This window comes from Hyphomicrobium sp. CS1GBMeth3 (assembly GCF_900117455.1).
GTDB lineage: Bacteria > Pseudomonadota > Alphaproteobacteria > Rhizobiales > Hyphomicrobiaceae > Hyphomicrobium_C.
The window spans coordinates 1-15,160 of sequence record NZ_FPHO01000002.1; the positions used below are offsets into that span (position 1 = coordinate 1).

A 15,160-nucleotide genomic window follows, 5' to 3' on the forward strand; every position below is an offset into this window, starting at 1 on the left:
CCGTGTAGGGGCCTGAGGCGTCGTAGACCCTTACCGGGGCTTCGCCGCTCTCCGGTGTCAGCGTGATCTCGCGAAGCGGTACGGCGAGGTCGGGTGCGGCTTCCGGTGCGACGTAAAGCTTGCGCGAGCTCGGGAGCGCGCCCGTGGTGACCTTAACGGGCGTCATGTCGGCCGTGCGTGTCGGCTTGTTCATCCAATTGCTCCAAGAAAAAGGGTGCTGGGCCGGTGCGAGGGCTAGTGCCTAAACGAGGGCGTAGCCCTTGGCGGTCAGAAAGGCGCCGAGTAGCAGCGCGACGAGTGCCCACGCTGTGATCGCATTCTCGGTGCTCATGGCCTTGTTGCTGAAGCTAGCAACCTGTTTCGGCCAGACGATGCGGACGATGCCGCCGATGATGGCGAGCCAGCCGATGACAGTGACGAGCACCGTCCACTCAGTGGACCAGACGTTGTGCGTGCGTACGATGGCAAGGCCAGCGAGCAAGGTCAGGATGCCGGCGAAGAAGATGAAGCCGGGATTGTTCGAAACGTCCTTGATCGTCCCGACAATCGCCCGCCTGTTGATGAGCATGGCGGCTGCCACTGCCATCATGATGGGACCGGCAAAGCCGGCAATCAGCTCAGCGTTCGTCATGTGTCCATCCCTTCGCCGGTATGAGCCGGATCAGGTTCGAAGGGTGCTCACTGGTTTCTTTCGTCGTGCGTCGGTTTCCAAACGCACTCACAGTGATCTCAGCCGGTCGTTCCGGCGCCCCTTGGAACATCGTCCATTTGGTCGTGCTTCTGGAGCTTCGCGCCATCGCGCATCGCGTGCAAGCCCTCGCGCACAAAAAAAGGGACCGATCTTGCGATCGGCCCCCTGGTGCGATGTGGAGTAGGTTTACCAGCCGCGACGGTAGCTGTTCCAACCGTAGAAGCGCGGCTTCCAGTGGCGGTGCCAGCGGCGATGGTGGTGGTGACCATAGTGCCGCTTGTACTTGTGCTTCTTGTAATGGCCGTGGCCATAGTGGTGATGGTAACCATAGCCATGCCCGTGGTGCTTGCCGCCGCGATCTGCTAGGGCAGGCGATGAGAAAGTCAGCATGGTGGCAGCGGCCGCGATCGACAGCTTTGTGAGCAGCGAGGTCGTCATGTTTTGTCTCCCTATTCTACTGACGGCCCGGATCACGGTCAGTTGCCGGACCTCAAGATCGATCATGTGCGCTGGCGCTTGAACCGCCTTTGAATGATCGTGACAGCTTGCGTTCATGTTCGCGCCGCGTGCGGAACACAAAAAAGGGGCCGGTCTTTCGACCGGCCCAGCGGGAGGTGCAGGGTTGGTGGGGAGTGTGGTTTCTTACTTGCCGACGCGGGGCAGGCCCCACAGGCGATGCCAACCATCACGCGATTCTGCGCGGATGTTCTTTGATGCCTGGTTCTGCATCTCGGCGAGCTTCGCGCGGTCGCTGCGCGTCAGATAGCCTTTGGATTCCATCGCGGCCTTCGTGCGCGCGATCCGGTTCTGCTCGGCGCGCAGCTTGATGCCCTCGGTCCAGGTGATCGAGCCGGTGTTGCGGCCGTGTTCAATCCGCTCTGCCTGACGGTCCTGGCGATCGGAGATCACGTCGGCCGAGGCGATGGCTGGCGCCGCAATCGAAAGCATCAGGGCGAGGGGGATGGTGCGGTACATGTGTCGTGCTCCTATTCCGTTCGCATCCGGCACTGGCCGGGGCGTGATGGCAGAAGGAATAGGCGAGGCGCCTTGAACCGGTACTGAATGGTGCTTTCAGTCGCGGTTCATCTTTGGGACGCCTTCGAGGCGCCCGAGAGGGTAAAAATGAGACGCGCCAAACGGACGAAGGGATGCAGGCAGAGAAACGCCCAACCCCGGGGGGAGGGGCTGGGCGCTCAAGCGCTCTCGCGCGCAAACGCCGGGAGGGAAGCCGGCGTCCCAGACGATGACCTCGGTTAGACGGGGGGAGCTACCGATTTGAATGGTCTCGCCTGTGTAGCGATGACATAAGCGCAACACGCCAGCTTTCAATAGGGGGGAGAGTGCCAGATCACGAAAAAGTGATTTACTTATCCCCAATATCCCAGGATGACCCTGATTCGGACGCCTCTCAGGGCCAAAAAATGCCTATGTTTTAAACCGTTCGGCTTGCTGCCACTATTTTGGTCAGGGCTTCCAGCAAGGGCAGAAACAGGCCGCGAGGCAGCCCAATCCCATTAATTATGTCCTAGGGGATGGAATTTATTCAAGCTGACGGCCTCGATCTTGAAAAGCTTGGCGTCCAGCGTCTCGCCCTTCTCCAGGGCCGACAGTTCGATCCGGGTATCAAGGCCCTGAGCGTCCGTCGTAATCCATTCCTTGAGCTCGATGCTGGGCTTCGTCGACATGAAGAGCTTGATCTTGCCGGGCGCGTCCGGGCTTTTGTCCCGCAGTGCGACGATGATCTGCTCGTCGCTCTCCTGAACCTCGACGATCTTGGCGTCGCGCAGCAGGTCGACATCCTTGCGCAGCAGCAGGCGGAATGGCGTCTGGTCCAGCTCCACGCGGTCCTCGTTGTTGAGGTCGAGATCCTGGATGGCGAGGTAACTGCCGTCGGAGATGATGATCTGACGCGAGGGGCGTGCGTAGTCGAAGCGGAAGCGGCCGGGCCGTTTGACCATGAACTTGCCGCGCATACGCTTATTGTTGGCGTCGATCTGTACGAAGTTGCCTTTCAGGTCGCCCAGATCGTTGAAGTAGGTGTTGACCTTCTTGACGACCTCCGTCTGGACGTCGTTGAGCACGAGGCCGCCCCCTGGTGTCGCGACCTCGGCGTTCCATTCTGAGCCCTGCTGCTCGGCCGCTGCCGCTGCGGCGGGCGCGGCTTCCTTGTCCTTATCGTTGTTGGCAGTGGGATTCGGGCGCGTTGCCGGAACAGGCGCTGGGACTGCGACCGCGGGCTCTCCGCCGGCAGGAGCCGTGCTGCCGCCGGCATGGGCTGGAAGCGACAGAATCGCGAGCACAACGCCGGCCGTAGCGGCCAGATCCAGTATCTTCATGTTCCGTCTCATTAAGCCCCCGCCTCTGAAGCCCGAGAGGCGCCCCCTGCTGTCTGACCGGACATTGCGTCCAGAAGTGGGCAACTGCGATCCGCCCGGGATCGCGATTGAGCGCGACCCCTTGCCGGTCGCGCACGGCCTGCGCCCGCAGAATTGATAGGGGGCGCTGCTTCGTGCGTCCAGTGGCCGACAGCATCCTTAGGGGATATCCGTGGACGGCTTCAGGCGACGGAGCGGCTCGGCGTGTCGCCGACCAGGATCTCGCGGCGGCCGGCGTGGTTCGGCGCGCTGATCAGGCCTTCACGCTCCATGCGCTCGATGAGATCGGCGGCGCGGTTGTAGCCGATGGAAAGGCGGCGCTGCACGTAGCTGGTCGAGGCCTTGCGATCGCGCAGCACGACGGCGACGGCGCGATCGTAGAGGCTCTCGCCGCCGTCGGCGCCATCCGGGCCGTCGGCGCCGTCGTCAAGGTCGGAGGGCGGCGCCTCAATGGCGGTGACGTAGCGTGGCGCGCCTTGTGCGCGTAGGTGCGTTGCTACGGCCTCGACCTCGTCGTCGGAGACGAACGGTCCGTGCACGCGCAGGAGCTGTCCGGCACCCGAGGTCATCAGCATGTCGCCCTGACCCAGAAGCTGCTCGGCACCCTGCTCGTTGAGGATGGTGCGGCTGTCGATCTTGGAGGCGACGCGGAAGCTGATGCGCGTCGGGAAGTTGGCCTTGATGGTGCCGGTAATGATGTCGACGGATGGGCGCTGCGTGGCCATGATCAAGTGGATGCCTGCTGCGCGCGCCTTCTGTGCCAAGCGCTGCACGGCGGTCTCGATGTCCTTGCCGGCGGTGATCATGAGGTCGGCGAACTCGTCCACGACCACGACGATGTAGGCCATAGGGTCGAGGTCCATCTCCTCGCGCTCATAGAGCGGCTGGCCGGTCTCGGGATCGAAGCCCGTCTGCACAGTGCGGGCGAGCTTCTCGCCGCGCCCTGCTGCGGTACGGACGCGCGCGTTGAAAGCTTCGATGTTGCGCACCGAGAGCTTCGCCATGCGCTTGTAACGCTCCTCCATCTCGGAGACGACCCAGTTCAAGGCGCCAACGGCCTTCTGCGGGTCGGTGACGACGGGCGTCAGCAGGTGCGGAATGTCGTTATAGACCGACAGCTCCAGCATCTTGGGGTCGATCATGATGAAGCGGCACGTCTCGGGCGTGTGACGGAACAGGATCGACAGGATCATGGCGTTGACGCCGACCGACTTGCCGGAGCCGGTGGTGCCGGCGACCAGAAGATGCGGCATGCGCGCAAGGTCTGCCACGATCGGCTCGCCCCCGATCGAGCGGCCGAGCGTCAGAGGCAGGATGCCCTCGGCGGCGGTGAAGGCCTGGCTCTCGAGCAACGCGCGCAGTCCGACCATGTCGCGGCGGCTGTTCGGCAGCTCGATGCCCATGACGTTGCGGCCGGGAATGACGGCGACGCGGGCGCTGGTGGCGCTCATGAGGCGCGCGATGTCGTCGGCGAGCGCGATGACGCGCGTCGCCTTGGTGCCGCGTGCAGGCTCGAACTCGTAAAGCGTCACGACGGGGCCGGGTTTGATGTCGCGGACCTCGCCCTTGACGCCGAAGTCGGCGAGCACGTCCTCGAGCAGGCGCGCGGTGCCGCGCAGCACGGTCTGCGAGAACTCGTTGCCTGTCTTCGACGGCGGGCTCTTCTTCAGCATGGCGGGCAGGGGGCGCTTGAAGGCGGATGCCTCGGCGCGGCGTGCGTTCACGGCGCGCAGCAGGCTCGTCTGCGCGCGACGCGGGGGCTCGGGCGGGTGCTGCTGGGCCGGCGCGGGCGGTGGCGGAGCAGGCTGAGGGGGCGGCGGCGTGGTCTCGCGCTCGCGGGCGCCCGTCAGGAAGCGCGGCAGCTCGTGCGGCTCGAGCGCAGGCTCGGGCGGTAGCGGGCGCACGTTGGCCGGCGCGAAACGCTCGGCGATGGCGCGGCTCGAGATCTCGAGCGCGCTGTCCTCGGTATTGGGGACGTCGTCTTCGTCGTCGATGGCGTCGAGGTCATGGAGTACGCGTCCGTCGTCGACGGACCGGCGCCGTGCATAGACCGGTGCAGCGGGATGCGGGCGCGATGCGGGCGCGTGCGTAGGCTCGGGGTGGCGCGCGAAGATGCCGGGCAGCATGGGCTCGAACGTGTCGCGGTGCGGACGCCAGGCGGGCAGGGGGCGTTGCCCCAGCGTGCGCAAGGTGCCCAAGGCAGCATTGAGGCTTCCCGGTCGCGACAGGCGAGACGCAAGGTGATGGGCTGCGCCCACGCTCCAGGATGCGGCCTGCGCGTAATGGCGGTGAGGGAACACGTCTTCGCGCTTGAGGCCGAGGGCGCGGCTCAGGGCAGACATGCCGAGGCCTGCGAGCAGAACGGCGGAGGCTAGGTTTGCGGTGTCGGTGCTGACGACGCCCAATACCCACGAGACCGAATTGAAGGTCACGTCGCCGAGGATGCCGCCGTAGCCCGGCGAAATCGGCCAGGAGGCGCTGTGCGGCAGGGCGGACACGGCGCCAGCGATGCCGAGGACGGCGAACGGATAATAGATGGCCTTGGTGCGAAGAGTTGTGACGTGCTCGGAGTGAACGAGCGCGAAGGCCCAGATCATGAGCGGCAGGAGCGCAACGGCGGCGGCGAGGCCGAGCGTCTGAAGCATCAAGTCGGCAATGATTGCGCCCGGCGAGCCCAGGGCATTGCGCACGGCGCCATCGGTGGCGTGGGTTAGGCTCGGGTCCGTGATCGTCCACGAGACGAGGCTCGTCCAGACGGCGGCAATGACGAGGAGAAGCGCTAGGCCAGAGCTGCGGCCGAGCGTGCCGAGCAGGCGCGCCTCGAGGGCCGCCGGAAGGAGGCGCTGGCGATCAAGCCCGGAAGCGGACGGACCCGTGACGGATGACATGGTGGCGAACGTCTCTTACGCAGATACATGGACGAACCGTTCGAGAGCCTCTCTGATCGTCGCGGCGTCGTGGACCAAGGCGACACGCACGTAGCGCGCGCCGGGATTGGTCCCGTCACATCCGTTTCGGGCCAGGTAGGCACCAGGAATGACCTTGACTCCGAAACGTTTCCATAAGGTTAGCGCAGCGTATTCACCGTCTTTAAGAACCTCCATATCTAACCACAAGAAAAAGCCTCCGGCCGGGCGGCGGTATCCGAAGCGAGTGCCGAGGACAGTATCGGCGATGTCATACTTCTGAGCATAGGCTAGGCGGTTGGCGGTGACGTGCTGCTCCTCGGCCCAGACGGCGGCGGATGCGTGCTGGGTAGGGCCCGGCATCTGCGGGCCGATGAGGTTGCGCACCTCGAAGAGGGTATCGAGGAAATCCGCGTCGCCCGCCGAAAAGCCCGAACGCAGGCCCGGCAGGTTCGAGCGCTTGGAAAGCGAGTTAAACACGACGAGGTTGCGGAACCGTTCCGGAGTTTTTGCTGCAACTTCGAGCGCTCCGGTGGGTGGCGCGCCGCCGTAGATCTCGGAGTAGCATTCGTCGAAGAACAACATGAAGTCGTGGGCGCGGGCGAGGGCCAGCGCGCGGGCGATGTAGGCGGGGTCGGCGACGGCGCCCTGTGGGTTCGCGGGCGAGCAGAGATAGAGCGCGGCGGTGCGCGTCAGCAGCGCCGTGTCGGCTTCGAGGGCGTCGAGGTCCGGGAGGTGTCCAGTCTCTGCAGTGGCGTTGAGGAAGACCGGCTCGGCGCCGGCGGCGAGCGCTCCACCGAGGTAGGCCTGGTAGAACGGATTGCACATCAGGACTGCAGGACGTGGCGCGAGGCCTTGCTGCTGTTTGTGGCCGACGGCCGGAAAGGCGGCGTAAAACAGCCCCTCGCGCGAGCCGTTGCAGGGCAAAATCTCGCGCGCTGGATCGATGGCGGCTTGGCCCGTGAAGCCGAAGCGGCGGCCTATCCACTCGGCGATGGCCTGGCGCAGCTCGTCGGAGCCGCGGATGGGCGGATACTTTGCAAACAGCGCTTCGGCTTCCGCAATCTTGGCGGCGACGAACGGCGGCATCGTCTCGCGCGGCTCGCCGAGCGTCAGGTCAATCGGCCTTGAGTGGCCCGGCGGCGTGCCGTCCAGCAACTGGCGCAGGCGCGAGAACGGCGACAGGATTGTGCCATCGGCGAGGGACGCGAGGCTCAGGGTGTCGGACATCGGGGCCTTTGGAGTTCAGACGCGCGGGACGTCAGGGATGCGCGACAGGACATAGCGCTCCGAAGGTAGGGCTGTCGATGGCCGACGGTCGTGATCAGGGCATGGAGGCGCGGTGGGCCAGGTTGAGATTCACAGCCTTCTCGAGGCCGATGACCTTGTCGAGGCCGCGGGCGGTTCTGAGGTTCGCCCCGTCGAGGTTGGCGCCGGTCAGATTGGCGCCGGTGAGGTCGGCGCCGGAAAAGTCGGCTCTGAGGAGATCGCACTGACTCAAATCCGCGCCTCTGAGGTCGGCGTCTACGAAGCTGGCGTATTGCAGGGAGGTCTGCGCCAAGCGCGTGTGCTTCAGGATGGCGCGGGTGAAGTTCGTCATGATCAGACTGGCCGGCGCGTTTACGGCTGGCTCGCGCACAGCGGAGCGGCCTAAGACTGCGTCGGTGAGGTCGGCGCCTGTGAAATTTGCGCGGTCAAGCTGTCCATCTGAGCGGAAGCGAACCAGCTTGGCGCCGGCGAAATTCGGGGCCTCTTTCGCTATGACCACGAGTGATGTGAACACGGTGGGGCGAATGATGCGAGCGTCCGTCAGATCCGCATGCGAAAAGTCGGTGGCGGTGATCGTTGCCCGGTCGAGGTGCGCGCCCACCAGCGAGGCGCCGGCGAGGCGTGCGTTCGTGAGGTCGGTGCCGTAGAGGTTGGCGCCGGTCAGTAAGGCGGCCTTGAAGTCGAGGTCTGCAAGATCGAGCTTGCTGAGGTCTGATGCTTGCAAGTCGGCGCGCGCATCGGGGGGCGCTTGAAATACGCGCTGGACAACGTCGCGCGCGGTGAGGCGCTTGCCCGCGGCCTCTTTTTTCTCCGGCGCGAGATAGCTCGGAAGGTCGTTGGCCGCGGCTGTTGCCGCGATGGCTATGGCAACGGGAACCGGCAGCAACAAGGTGGCGAGGCCGTTTGCGAAGCGCATGAGCAGTTCTCCCATGCCGTGCAGCACGCGCGGACTGCAAAGGTGGTGTGCAAACGGCTTGGTTCTGTGTTGCCGGTTGCTCTCATGATTACAAGGGCAAATTTCCCGACGTTATGCGTGCGGGTTCCTGGGAGCCGTTGCAGGTTACGGGGAAGGGACTGTGAACCGGGCGCTTCCGACGTTCTCGGCGTGCTTGAGGCCGATGGCCTGATCGAGGCCGCGGGCGCCGCGCAAGTCCGCTTCGTCGAGGTTGGCGCCGGTGAAGTCAGCGCCGGCGAGGTTCGCGCCCCTGAAATCGGCCTGCAACAGATTTGCGCCGCGCAGGTTGGCGTCAGTGAGGTCCGCATCGTTGAAGCGGGCGTATTTCAGATGCGCGTCCGGGAACTTCGCTTGCTTCAGCGTGGCGCCGGTGAAGTTGGCACTGATCAGGCTCGCGGGAGTGAACAGCGTCTCCTCGCGCGAGGCGCCGCCGCCGAACACGGCGCCTGTCAGGTCGGCACCCGTGAAATCGGCGCGATCGAGCCAGCCGTCGGAGCGGATGCGCACGAGTTTGGCGCCTTTGAATTTTGGCGCTTCTGCTGTGACGACCTCAAGGCTTGTGAATGTCGTCGGACGTAGGATCTGCGCGTCGGTGAGGTCGGCGCCGGAGAAATCCGCTGCGGTGATGGTCGCACGGTTGAGGCGCACGCCGATGAGAGAGCATTCCGAGAAGTTGGCGCGCGAAAGCTCGGCGCCGTAGAGGTCGGCCTTGTCGAGGCGCGCGCGCTTGAAGTCGAGCTCGGCGAGGTCCATGCGCGTCAGGTTCAGCTCCACAAGATCGGGGCGTGCGCCTGGTGCGGTCTGGAACACGCGCGCGATCACCTCGCGCGTGGTGAGCTGCCTGTCGGCCTGTGCTTCCGTGTTGCCGGCGTCCGGAGCGGTGTAGCTCGGCACATCGCCCGCGGCGGCGACTGTCGCTAGGACACCGGTGGCGATGAGGATCAGGGCCAGAGAAGCCGTCGTGCCGCGCATGTCTCCGTTTCTCCCGATTGGTTCGATCTCAGGCCGCCTCGGCGCCGTCCTTTAACAGCTTGTAGTTGATGGAATCGAGCAGCGCCTCGAAGCTGGCGTCGATGATATTGGGGGAAACGCCGACGGTGATCCATCGTTCGCCGGTTGCGTTGTCGAACGTTTCGACAAGCACGCGGGTAACGGCCTCGGTGCCCCCGGTCAGGATACGCACCTTGTAGTCGACCAGCTCGATGGTCTCGATGTGGCGCTGGTAGGGGCCGAGGTCCTTGCGTAGCGCGCGATCGAGCGCGTTGACGGGGCCGTTGCCCTCGGCGACCGACCACAGCGGATCCTGGCCACCGTTGATGAACACTTTGACGGTCGCTTCCGAGACGGTGACCAGTTCGCCCATGGCGTTGTGGCGGCGCTCGACCATGACGCGGAAGCTGTCGACCGAGAAATAGCGCGGCACGTTGGCGAGGTGGCGGCGCGCGAGCAGCTCGAAGGAGGCTTCCGCGGTCTCGTAGGCATAGCCTGAGGATTCGCGCGATTTCACCTCGTCGAGCAGGGTCTGCACGCGCGGATCGTCCTTGTCGACGGCGAGGCCCAGGTTCTCGAGCGACGCCATGACGTTCGAGCGGCCGGCCTGCTTCGAGACCAGGAGGCGGCGCTCGTTACCGGTCGCTTCGGGCGGCACGTGCTCGTAGGTGCCGGGATCCTTCAGGATCGCGGAGGCGTGGATGCCGGCCTTGGTAGCGAAGGCGCTCTCGCCGACGTAGGGCGCGTGGCGGTTCGGGGCTGCGTTCAGAAGCTCGTCGAGGACGCGGCTGGCGTGGGTCAGCGTGCGCAGGCGCTCGGGTGTGACGCCGGTCTCGAAGTTGTCGGCGAAGGCGGATTTCAGGAGCAGCGTCGGGATGATCGACGTCATGTTGGCGTTGCCGCAGCGCTCGCCGAGACCGTTCAGCGTGCCCTGGATCTGGCGGCAGCCCTGGCGCACGGCGGCAAGCGTGTTGGCGACGGCGTTGTCGGTATCGTTGTGTGTGTGAATGCCGAGGCGGTCACCCGGCACATGCTGCACGACGTCGGCCACGATGCGCTCGACCTCGTGGGGCAGCGTGCCGCCGTTGGTGTCGCAGAGCACGACCCAGCGGGCGCCGGCCTCGTAGGCGGTCTTGGCCACGGCGAGCGCGTAGTCGCGGTTGCCCTTCCAGCCGTCGAAGAAGTGCTCGCAATCGAGCATGGCCTCTCGGCCGGAGGCGACGACGGCGCGGATGCTCTCGCCGATCGCGGCGAGGTTTTCCTCGTTCGAGATGCCGAGGGCGACGCGCACGTGGTAGTCCCAGGACTTGGCGACCATGCAGATGCTGTCGGCGGCGGACGCGAGGAGGGCCTGCAGGCCAGGATCGTTGGAGACAGAGCGGCCGGCGCGTTTCACCATGCCGAAGGCGGTGAAGCGGGCGCGTTTGAAAGCGGGCTTCGCCTTGAAAAACTGCGAGTCGGTGTCGTTGGCGCCCGGATAGCCGCCTTCGACGTAGTCGAGGCCGAGATCGTCGAGCAGGGCCGCGACGCGGCGCTTGTCCTCGAGCGAGAAGTCGACGCCCGTCGTCTGCGCGCCGTCGCGCAGCGTGGTGTCAAAGAGGTAGAGGCGTTCCTTAGACATTCGCGGCTCGCTTGTTTGCTGCGCGACAGCATTTTTCCGGTTTTATTCGTGCTCGGCGCTCCAAGATCACCACGCGCTCATGTAGCGAGACGCCTGCGCGCGAACGGGCGCGCAGCGGGGTGTCGAAGAGGTAGAGGCGTTCCGTGCTCATCGTGGATCTCTTGAGCCAGCCTCAAGCGTCGTTGTCGGCGCCGAGACGCTTTTTCATGGTCGTGTTCGGGAGCCAGAGGTCGTCGCGCGGGATCATACTGCGCTGGGCGGCCTCGTAGCCGCGGGCTTCGAAGAACGGCTCGGCCGTATCGCTGGCCTCAACGGTGATCTCCTTGGCGCCCCGGCCCTGGGCCAAGCGTTCGATGGCGTCCGCGAGCGCCGTACCGACGCCCTGGCCGGCGAAGTAGGGATGCACGTAAAGCATCTCGAAGACGTTGTTGCCCTTGAGCGAGGCGAAGCCCGCGTACTCGCCCTCGACCTGCACGACGAGGGTCGTCATGGCGCCGAGGCGGTCGGCGAAGGCGTTGGCGTCGGTGGCGGTCGCGGCCCAGGCAACGCGCTGATCCTCGTCGTACTCTTCGGCGGTCAGCTCCTCGATCGACTGCGCGAACAGCTCCCGCAGCGCTATGGTGTCGGCGCGCAGGAAGGGGCGGAGCGGGTAGGACGTGGTCATCATGGGACTACTGCCAGATGAAGCCGAGCTTGAATGCGAGATAGACGGCAAACAGCACGAGCGCGATCTTGATGATCAGGTAGACCAGCCAGTGGCGCGGGAACGGGACGTCCTTTTTCCAGTCATTACTCATCGGGCTGCTTCCTTTTTGTCCGACGCGTGAAGACCGACGTCGCGGACGACTGTGTCCATGACCGATAACGTGTTTGTTAGAACATCGTTGTTCCAGAACCGCAGCACGCGATAGCCGTTCGCTTCCAACCAACGTGTACGCTCTTGATCAGTTTTCAGGCCCTTCGGTTCGGCATGCTGGCCTCCATCAACTTCGATGACGATCTTGGCCGTGTGGTCAGCAAAATCGGCGATGAATGGGCCTATGGGAGCTTGTTGTCGAAAGTGAAAGCCTTGGCGATTGAGCTCTCGTAGCTCACGCCACAATTTCTTTTCCGCTTGTGTCTTCTCTCGCCGCATCTGCCGGGCGCGCTCGCTCATGATGTTGGTCATGGCTGGCGCCCCGATAAGAAGCAGCTATTCCCCTCCCCCTGGTGGGGAGGGGTTAGGGGTGGGGGGACTCCAGAACGCAGGCGTTTGGGCGTCCCCCCCTCCCGGCCTCCCCCACAAGGGGGGAGGAGAAGTGAGGTGGGCGCGCTCATCGGGCGATCTCCCAGGTGGTGGTGATCTCGCCGGTTTTCGGGTCCTTGGCGTCCTTCAGCGCGACGCCCAAGGCTGCGAGTTCGTCGCGCAGACGATCGCTTTCCTTGAAGTCTTTGGCTTTGCGGGCGGCGAGGCGGGCGGCGACGAGCGCGTCGACCTTCTCGGTATCGACGGTTGCAATCTCGACGCCGACGTTCAGCTCATCGCGTGTCTCACCGCCATAGAGGCCCATGAAGGCCAGCGTGGTGGCAAGCTCGGCAGCGGCTTCCGGGTTGCGCTTCGCGGACTTGGCGAGGCCGTGGATGATCGAGAGCGCGCTTGGGGTGTTGAGGTCGTCGGAGAGCGCGGCCACGACATCGGCGTGTGGTTTCTCCGCGGGCGCGACGCCGGCCAGCAGGTCGGCGAAATCCGATAGCGTGGCGCGGGCCTGCAGCAGCCGCTCCGCCGTCCAGTCGATGGGCTGGCGATAATGCGTGCCGAGCATGGCCAAGCGGATCACGCGGCCGTGCCACTGGTTGGCGCCGAACTTCTTCGTCGCGAGCAGCTCGTGGATGGTGATGAAGTTGCCGAGGGACTTCGACATCTTCTCGCCTTCGACTTGCAGGAAGCCGTTGTGCATCCAGACATTGGCCATGACCGGCAGGTCGTGGGCGCAGCGGGATTGTGCGATCTCGTTCTCGTGGTGCGGGAAGACGAGGTCGATGCCACCACCGTGGATGTCGAAGGTGGTGCCGAGGTGCTTCTCGGCCATGGCCGAGCATTCGATGTGCCAGCCCGGACGGCCGGGCGTGTCGATGCCGGCCGGTGAGGTCCAAGCAGGCTCGCCGGGTTTGGACGGCTTCCAGAGCACGAAGTCCATCGGGCCCTTCTTGTAGGGGGCGACCTCGACGCGGGCGCCGGCTTCCATCTCTTCGAGCGAGCGGTTGGAGAGGCGTCCGTAGTCGGCCATGGACGAGACGTCGAACAGCACGTGACCTTCGGCGACGTAGGCGTGGCCGCGAGCGATAAGGGCTTCTATCAGCCGCTTCATCTCCTCGATGTGCTCGGTGGCGCGGGGCTCGACGGTTGGCGGCAGCACGCCGAGGGCAGCGATGTCCTCGTGGAACTGGCGCTCGGTGGCGCCGGTTACGCGCCGGATGGCCTCGTTCAGCGGCAGATCCGGATGCTCGGACGCGGCGCGGGCGTTGATCTTGTCGTCGACGTCCGTGATGTTGCGGACATAAGTGACGTGGTCCGACCCGTAGAGATGGCGGAGCAAGCGGAACAGCACGTCGAAAACGATAACAGGGCGCGCATTGCCGATGTGGGCGTAATCGTAGACCGTCGGCCCGCAGACGTAGACACGCACGTTCGACGGATCGATGGGCGTGAACGGCTCCTTGCGCCGTGACAGCGTACTATAGAGCGTGAGTGACACGCATCTTCTCCTCATGCGGCGCAGGGCGATGACGTACCCGTGCGCGGACCGGTGCTCCGACCGGCGGGGCGCTTCTCTGTCTTGTCATGAGGCAAAGAACGAGGCCGCGCGCCAGCCGGGCAGGACTAGCTCGAAATCGTGATAATAATGCCGCAAATGCTGGCGGCGAGTTTGCGCAGCGTTCCCATGGCCCGTGTTTATGCTGGTGGGCGCTTGTGGCGTCAAGCGGCGCGGCGTGATTTGAGCCCCGGTCGTGCGGATTTTCCGCATAAGCCCGAGCATGGCGAGACGCCGCATTTCTCCCGCATTGACCCCTTATGCGGGGCCTCGCATAGTATGGTGAACAAATGGCCTGATGCGGGGTACTTGGCCCCCCGATGATCGATGGGGTCGATGGCAGGAACGGGCAGACACGGCCTTAAGCGCCGAATTCTTGATCTGGCGCCGAAGCTCGATGCGCGGCGGGCGCTTTCTGTCGCGTTCGCGCTCCTGCTTGCTGGCAGTGCCGCCGTGCCTGCCGTGGCGCAGAGCAGCTGGTGGCCGTTTGGCGGCAATGATGAACCGGCCCGGCCGCGCGCGCCGGTTCCGAGCGAATCTGTCTATGGCGATCCCTACGCCGATCCGAACACGCAGCCGCCCCCTGGCGCGCGTCGGCCCAATTCCATCTGTCTCGAGCTCGAGCAGCGGCTCGTGCAGGACGGGCAGCGTGGGGGTGAATCGCGCAATCTGATTCCAATGGTCGAGAACGAGCTGAGGCAGGCCGAGCAGGCCCATCGCTCTCAGCGCCAGCAGCTCGATCGCAGCGATTGCTACGAGTATTTCCTGTTCTCGAAGACGCTGCGGCGGACACGGCGTTGCGTCGACCTCGCCAACCAGGCCGACAGCACGCGCCGGCGTATCGACGATCTCGAGGTTCAGCTTTCGCAGCTACAGGGCTCCTCGGGCCGGTCGTATCGCGACGAGATCATCCGGGAACTCGCCCGCAATGACTGCGGTGCCAGCTACCAGCAGCAGGCGCGGCGCCAGAGCGGCGGCGGTTTGTCGGGCTTCTGGGACGACGGCGAAAGCAGCGGCTACAGCGGGGGGGGGTCGAGCTTCGGTGCGCTGCCCTATGCAACCTATCGCACCGTCTGTGTTCGTCTCTGCGACGGCTACTACTTCCCGGTCAGCTTCTCGACGCTGCCCAATCACTTCCAGCGCGACGAGGAGGTTTGCGCCTCGAAATGCGCGGCGCCGGCCGCACTCTATTACCATCAGAATCCCGGTGCGGGCATGGAGCAGGCTGTCGCCGCCCGCGACAACACTCCCTACAAGCAGCTCAAGACGGCCTTCAAATATCGCAAGGAGTACATCAACGGGTGCTCCTGCAAGATGGCCGAGTATCAGCCCGCGTCCGGTGCCGTGGTGAACCAGGGAGTTGGTCAGGGCGGGGGCTGGACGGCGCAGACGCCGACCGGCTCGACGCACGAGCAGCGGGTCCAGCCGCCTCCGGCCGAGCCGCCGCAGCAGTACGACAACGGCGGCGGGAGCGAGGAGCTACCGTGGGCGACGTCGCCCTAACCCTCAGATAGCTTGTTGACTTTGCTGCGTGACAGTTGGCGACGCCGACACTCGGTCC

Annotated in this window: 14 protein-coding genes, 1 pseudogene and 1 riboswitch; of the genes and pseudogenes, 1 reads left to right on the forward strand and 14 read right to left on the reverse strand. The window is 65.0% G+C overall.

The features are described 5' to 3' along the window. The 14 genes and pseudogenes from CS1GBM3_RS00010 to cysS form a co-directional block, all read right to left on the reverse strand. Nucleotides 1–193: pseudogene (locus CS1GBM3_RS00010) on the reverse strand (phosphomethylpyrimidine synthase); the annotation flags it as partial. Nucleotides 194–241: 48 nt separating this feature from the next. Next, a complete protein-coding gene (locus tag CS1GBM3_RS00015; RefSeq protein WP_072389669.1) occupies nucleotides 242–631 on the reverse strand; it encodes a hypothetical protein in 390 nt (129 codons plus the stop codon). After that, a riboswitch (TPP riboswitch) is annotated at nucleotides 622–763 on the reverse strand. (Overlaps the previous gene by 10 nt.) Nucleotides 764–877: 114 nt before the next feature. Continuing rightward, on the reverse strand, nucleotides 878–1,129 hold the full coding sequence (locus CS1GBM3_RS00020; RefSeq protein ID WP_072389672.1) for a hypothetical protein: 252 nt from the start codon (nucleotides 1,127–1,129) through the stop codon (nucleotides 878–880). Between the two features lie 204 nt (nucleotides 1,130–1,333). Continuing rightward, complete coding sequence (locus CS1GBM3_RS00025) at nucleotides 1,334–1,666, reverse strand: hypothetical protein (protein WP_072389675.1); 333 nt, start codon at nucleotides 1,664–1,666, stop codon at nucleotides 1,334–1,336. Between the two features lie 539 nt (nucleotides 1,667–2,205). Then, nucleotides 2,206–3,027 (reverse strand): LolA family protein, encoded by an 822-nt coding sequence (locus tag CS1GBM3_RS00030; protein ID WP_072389678.1) that lies wholly within the window; start codon nucleotides 3,025–3,027, stop codon nucleotides 2,206–2,208. A 221-nt stretch (nucleotides 3,028–3,248) separates the two neighbouring features. Next, complete coding sequence (locus CS1GBM3_RS00035; RefSeq protein WP_072389680.1) at nucleotides 3,249–5,954, reverse strand: FtsK/SpoIIIE family DNA translocase; 2,706 nt, start codon at nucleotides 5,952–5,954, stop codon at nucleotides 3,249–3,251. Between the two features lie 15 nt (nucleotides 5,955–5,969). Next, nucleotides 5,970–7,202 (reverse strand): aminotransferase class I/II-fold pyridoxal phosphate-dependent enzyme, encoded by a 1,233-nt coding sequence (locus CS1GBM3_RS00040; protein ID WP_072389682.1) that lies wholly within the window; start codon nucleotides 7,200–7,202, stop codon nucleotides 5,970–5,972. 94 nt (nucleotides 7,203–7,296) lie between these two features. Continuing rightward, nucleotides 7,297–8,157, reverse strand: coding sequence for a pentapeptide repeat-containing protein (locus CS1GBM3_RS00045; RefSeq protein WP_072389684.1), 861 nt, complete (start codon nucleotides 8,155–8,157; stop codon nucleotides 7,297–7,299). A 144-nt stretch (nucleotides 8,158–8,301) separates the two neighbouring features. Continuing rightward, nucleotides 8,302–9,168, reverse strand: a complete 867-nt coding sequence (locus CS1GBM3_RS00050) for a pentapeptide repeat-containing protein (protein ID WP_083566913.1) — start codon at nucleotides 9,166–9,168, stop codon at nucleotides 8,302–8,304. Between the two features lie 28 nt (nucleotides 9,169–9,196). Further along, the gene (gene cimA, locus CS1GBM3_RS00055) at nucleotides 9,197–10,807 is read right to left on the reverse strand and encodes a citramalate synthase (protein ID WP_072389686.1); all 1,611 of its coding nucleotides are present in this window, start codon (nucleotides 10,805–10,807) and stop codon (nucleotides 9,197–9,199) included. A 172-nt stretch (nucleotides 10,808–10,979) separates the two neighbouring features. After that, the gene (locus CS1GBM3_RS00060) at nucleotides 10,980–11,471 is read right to left on the reverse strand and encodes a GNAT family N-acetyltransferase (protein WP_072393359.1); all 492 of its coding nucleotides are present in this window, start codon (nucleotides 11,469–11,471) and stop codon (nucleotides 10,980–10,982) included. A gap of 7 nt (nucleotides 11,472–11,478) precedes the next feature. After that, nucleotides 11,479–11,604 carry a hypothetical protein gene (locus CS1GBM3_RS20195; protein WP_280172527.1) on the reverse strand — a complete coding sequence of 42 codons (126 nt, stop codon included), beginning with the start codon at nucleotides 11,602–11,604 and terminating at the stop codon, nucleotides 11,479–11,481. Next, nucleotides 11,601–11,975 carry an endonuclease domain-containing protein gene (locus CS1GBM3_RS00065; protein WP_072389688.1) on the reverse strand — a complete coding sequence of 125 codons (375 nt, stop codon included), beginning with the start codon at nucleotides 11,973–11,975 and terminating at the stop codon, nucleotides 11,601–11,603. Before CS1GBM3_RS00065 ends, CS1GBM3_RS20195 begins: the two co-directional genes overlap by 4 nt. Nucleotides 11,976–12,120: 145 nt before the next feature. After that, nucleotides 12,121–13,542: a cysteine--tRNA ligase gene (gene cysS, locus CS1GBM3_RS00070; protein ID WP_171946393.1), complete on the reverse strand. Its 1,422-nt coding sequence runs from the start codon at nucleotides 13,540–13,542 to the stop codon at nucleotides 12,121–12,123. 393 nt (nucleotides 13,543–13,935) lie between these two features. Here cysS and CS1GBM3_RS00080 point away from each other — a divergent pair, with 393 nt between their 5' ends. Continuing rightward, on the forward strand, nucleotides 13,936–15,102 hold the full coding sequence (locus tag CS1GBM3_RS00080) for a DUF2865 domain-containing protein (protein WP_072389697.1): 1,167 nt from the start codon (nucleotides 13,936–13,938) through the stop codon (nucleotides 15,100–15,102). Nucleotides 15,103–15,160: the final 58 nt, after the last annotated feature.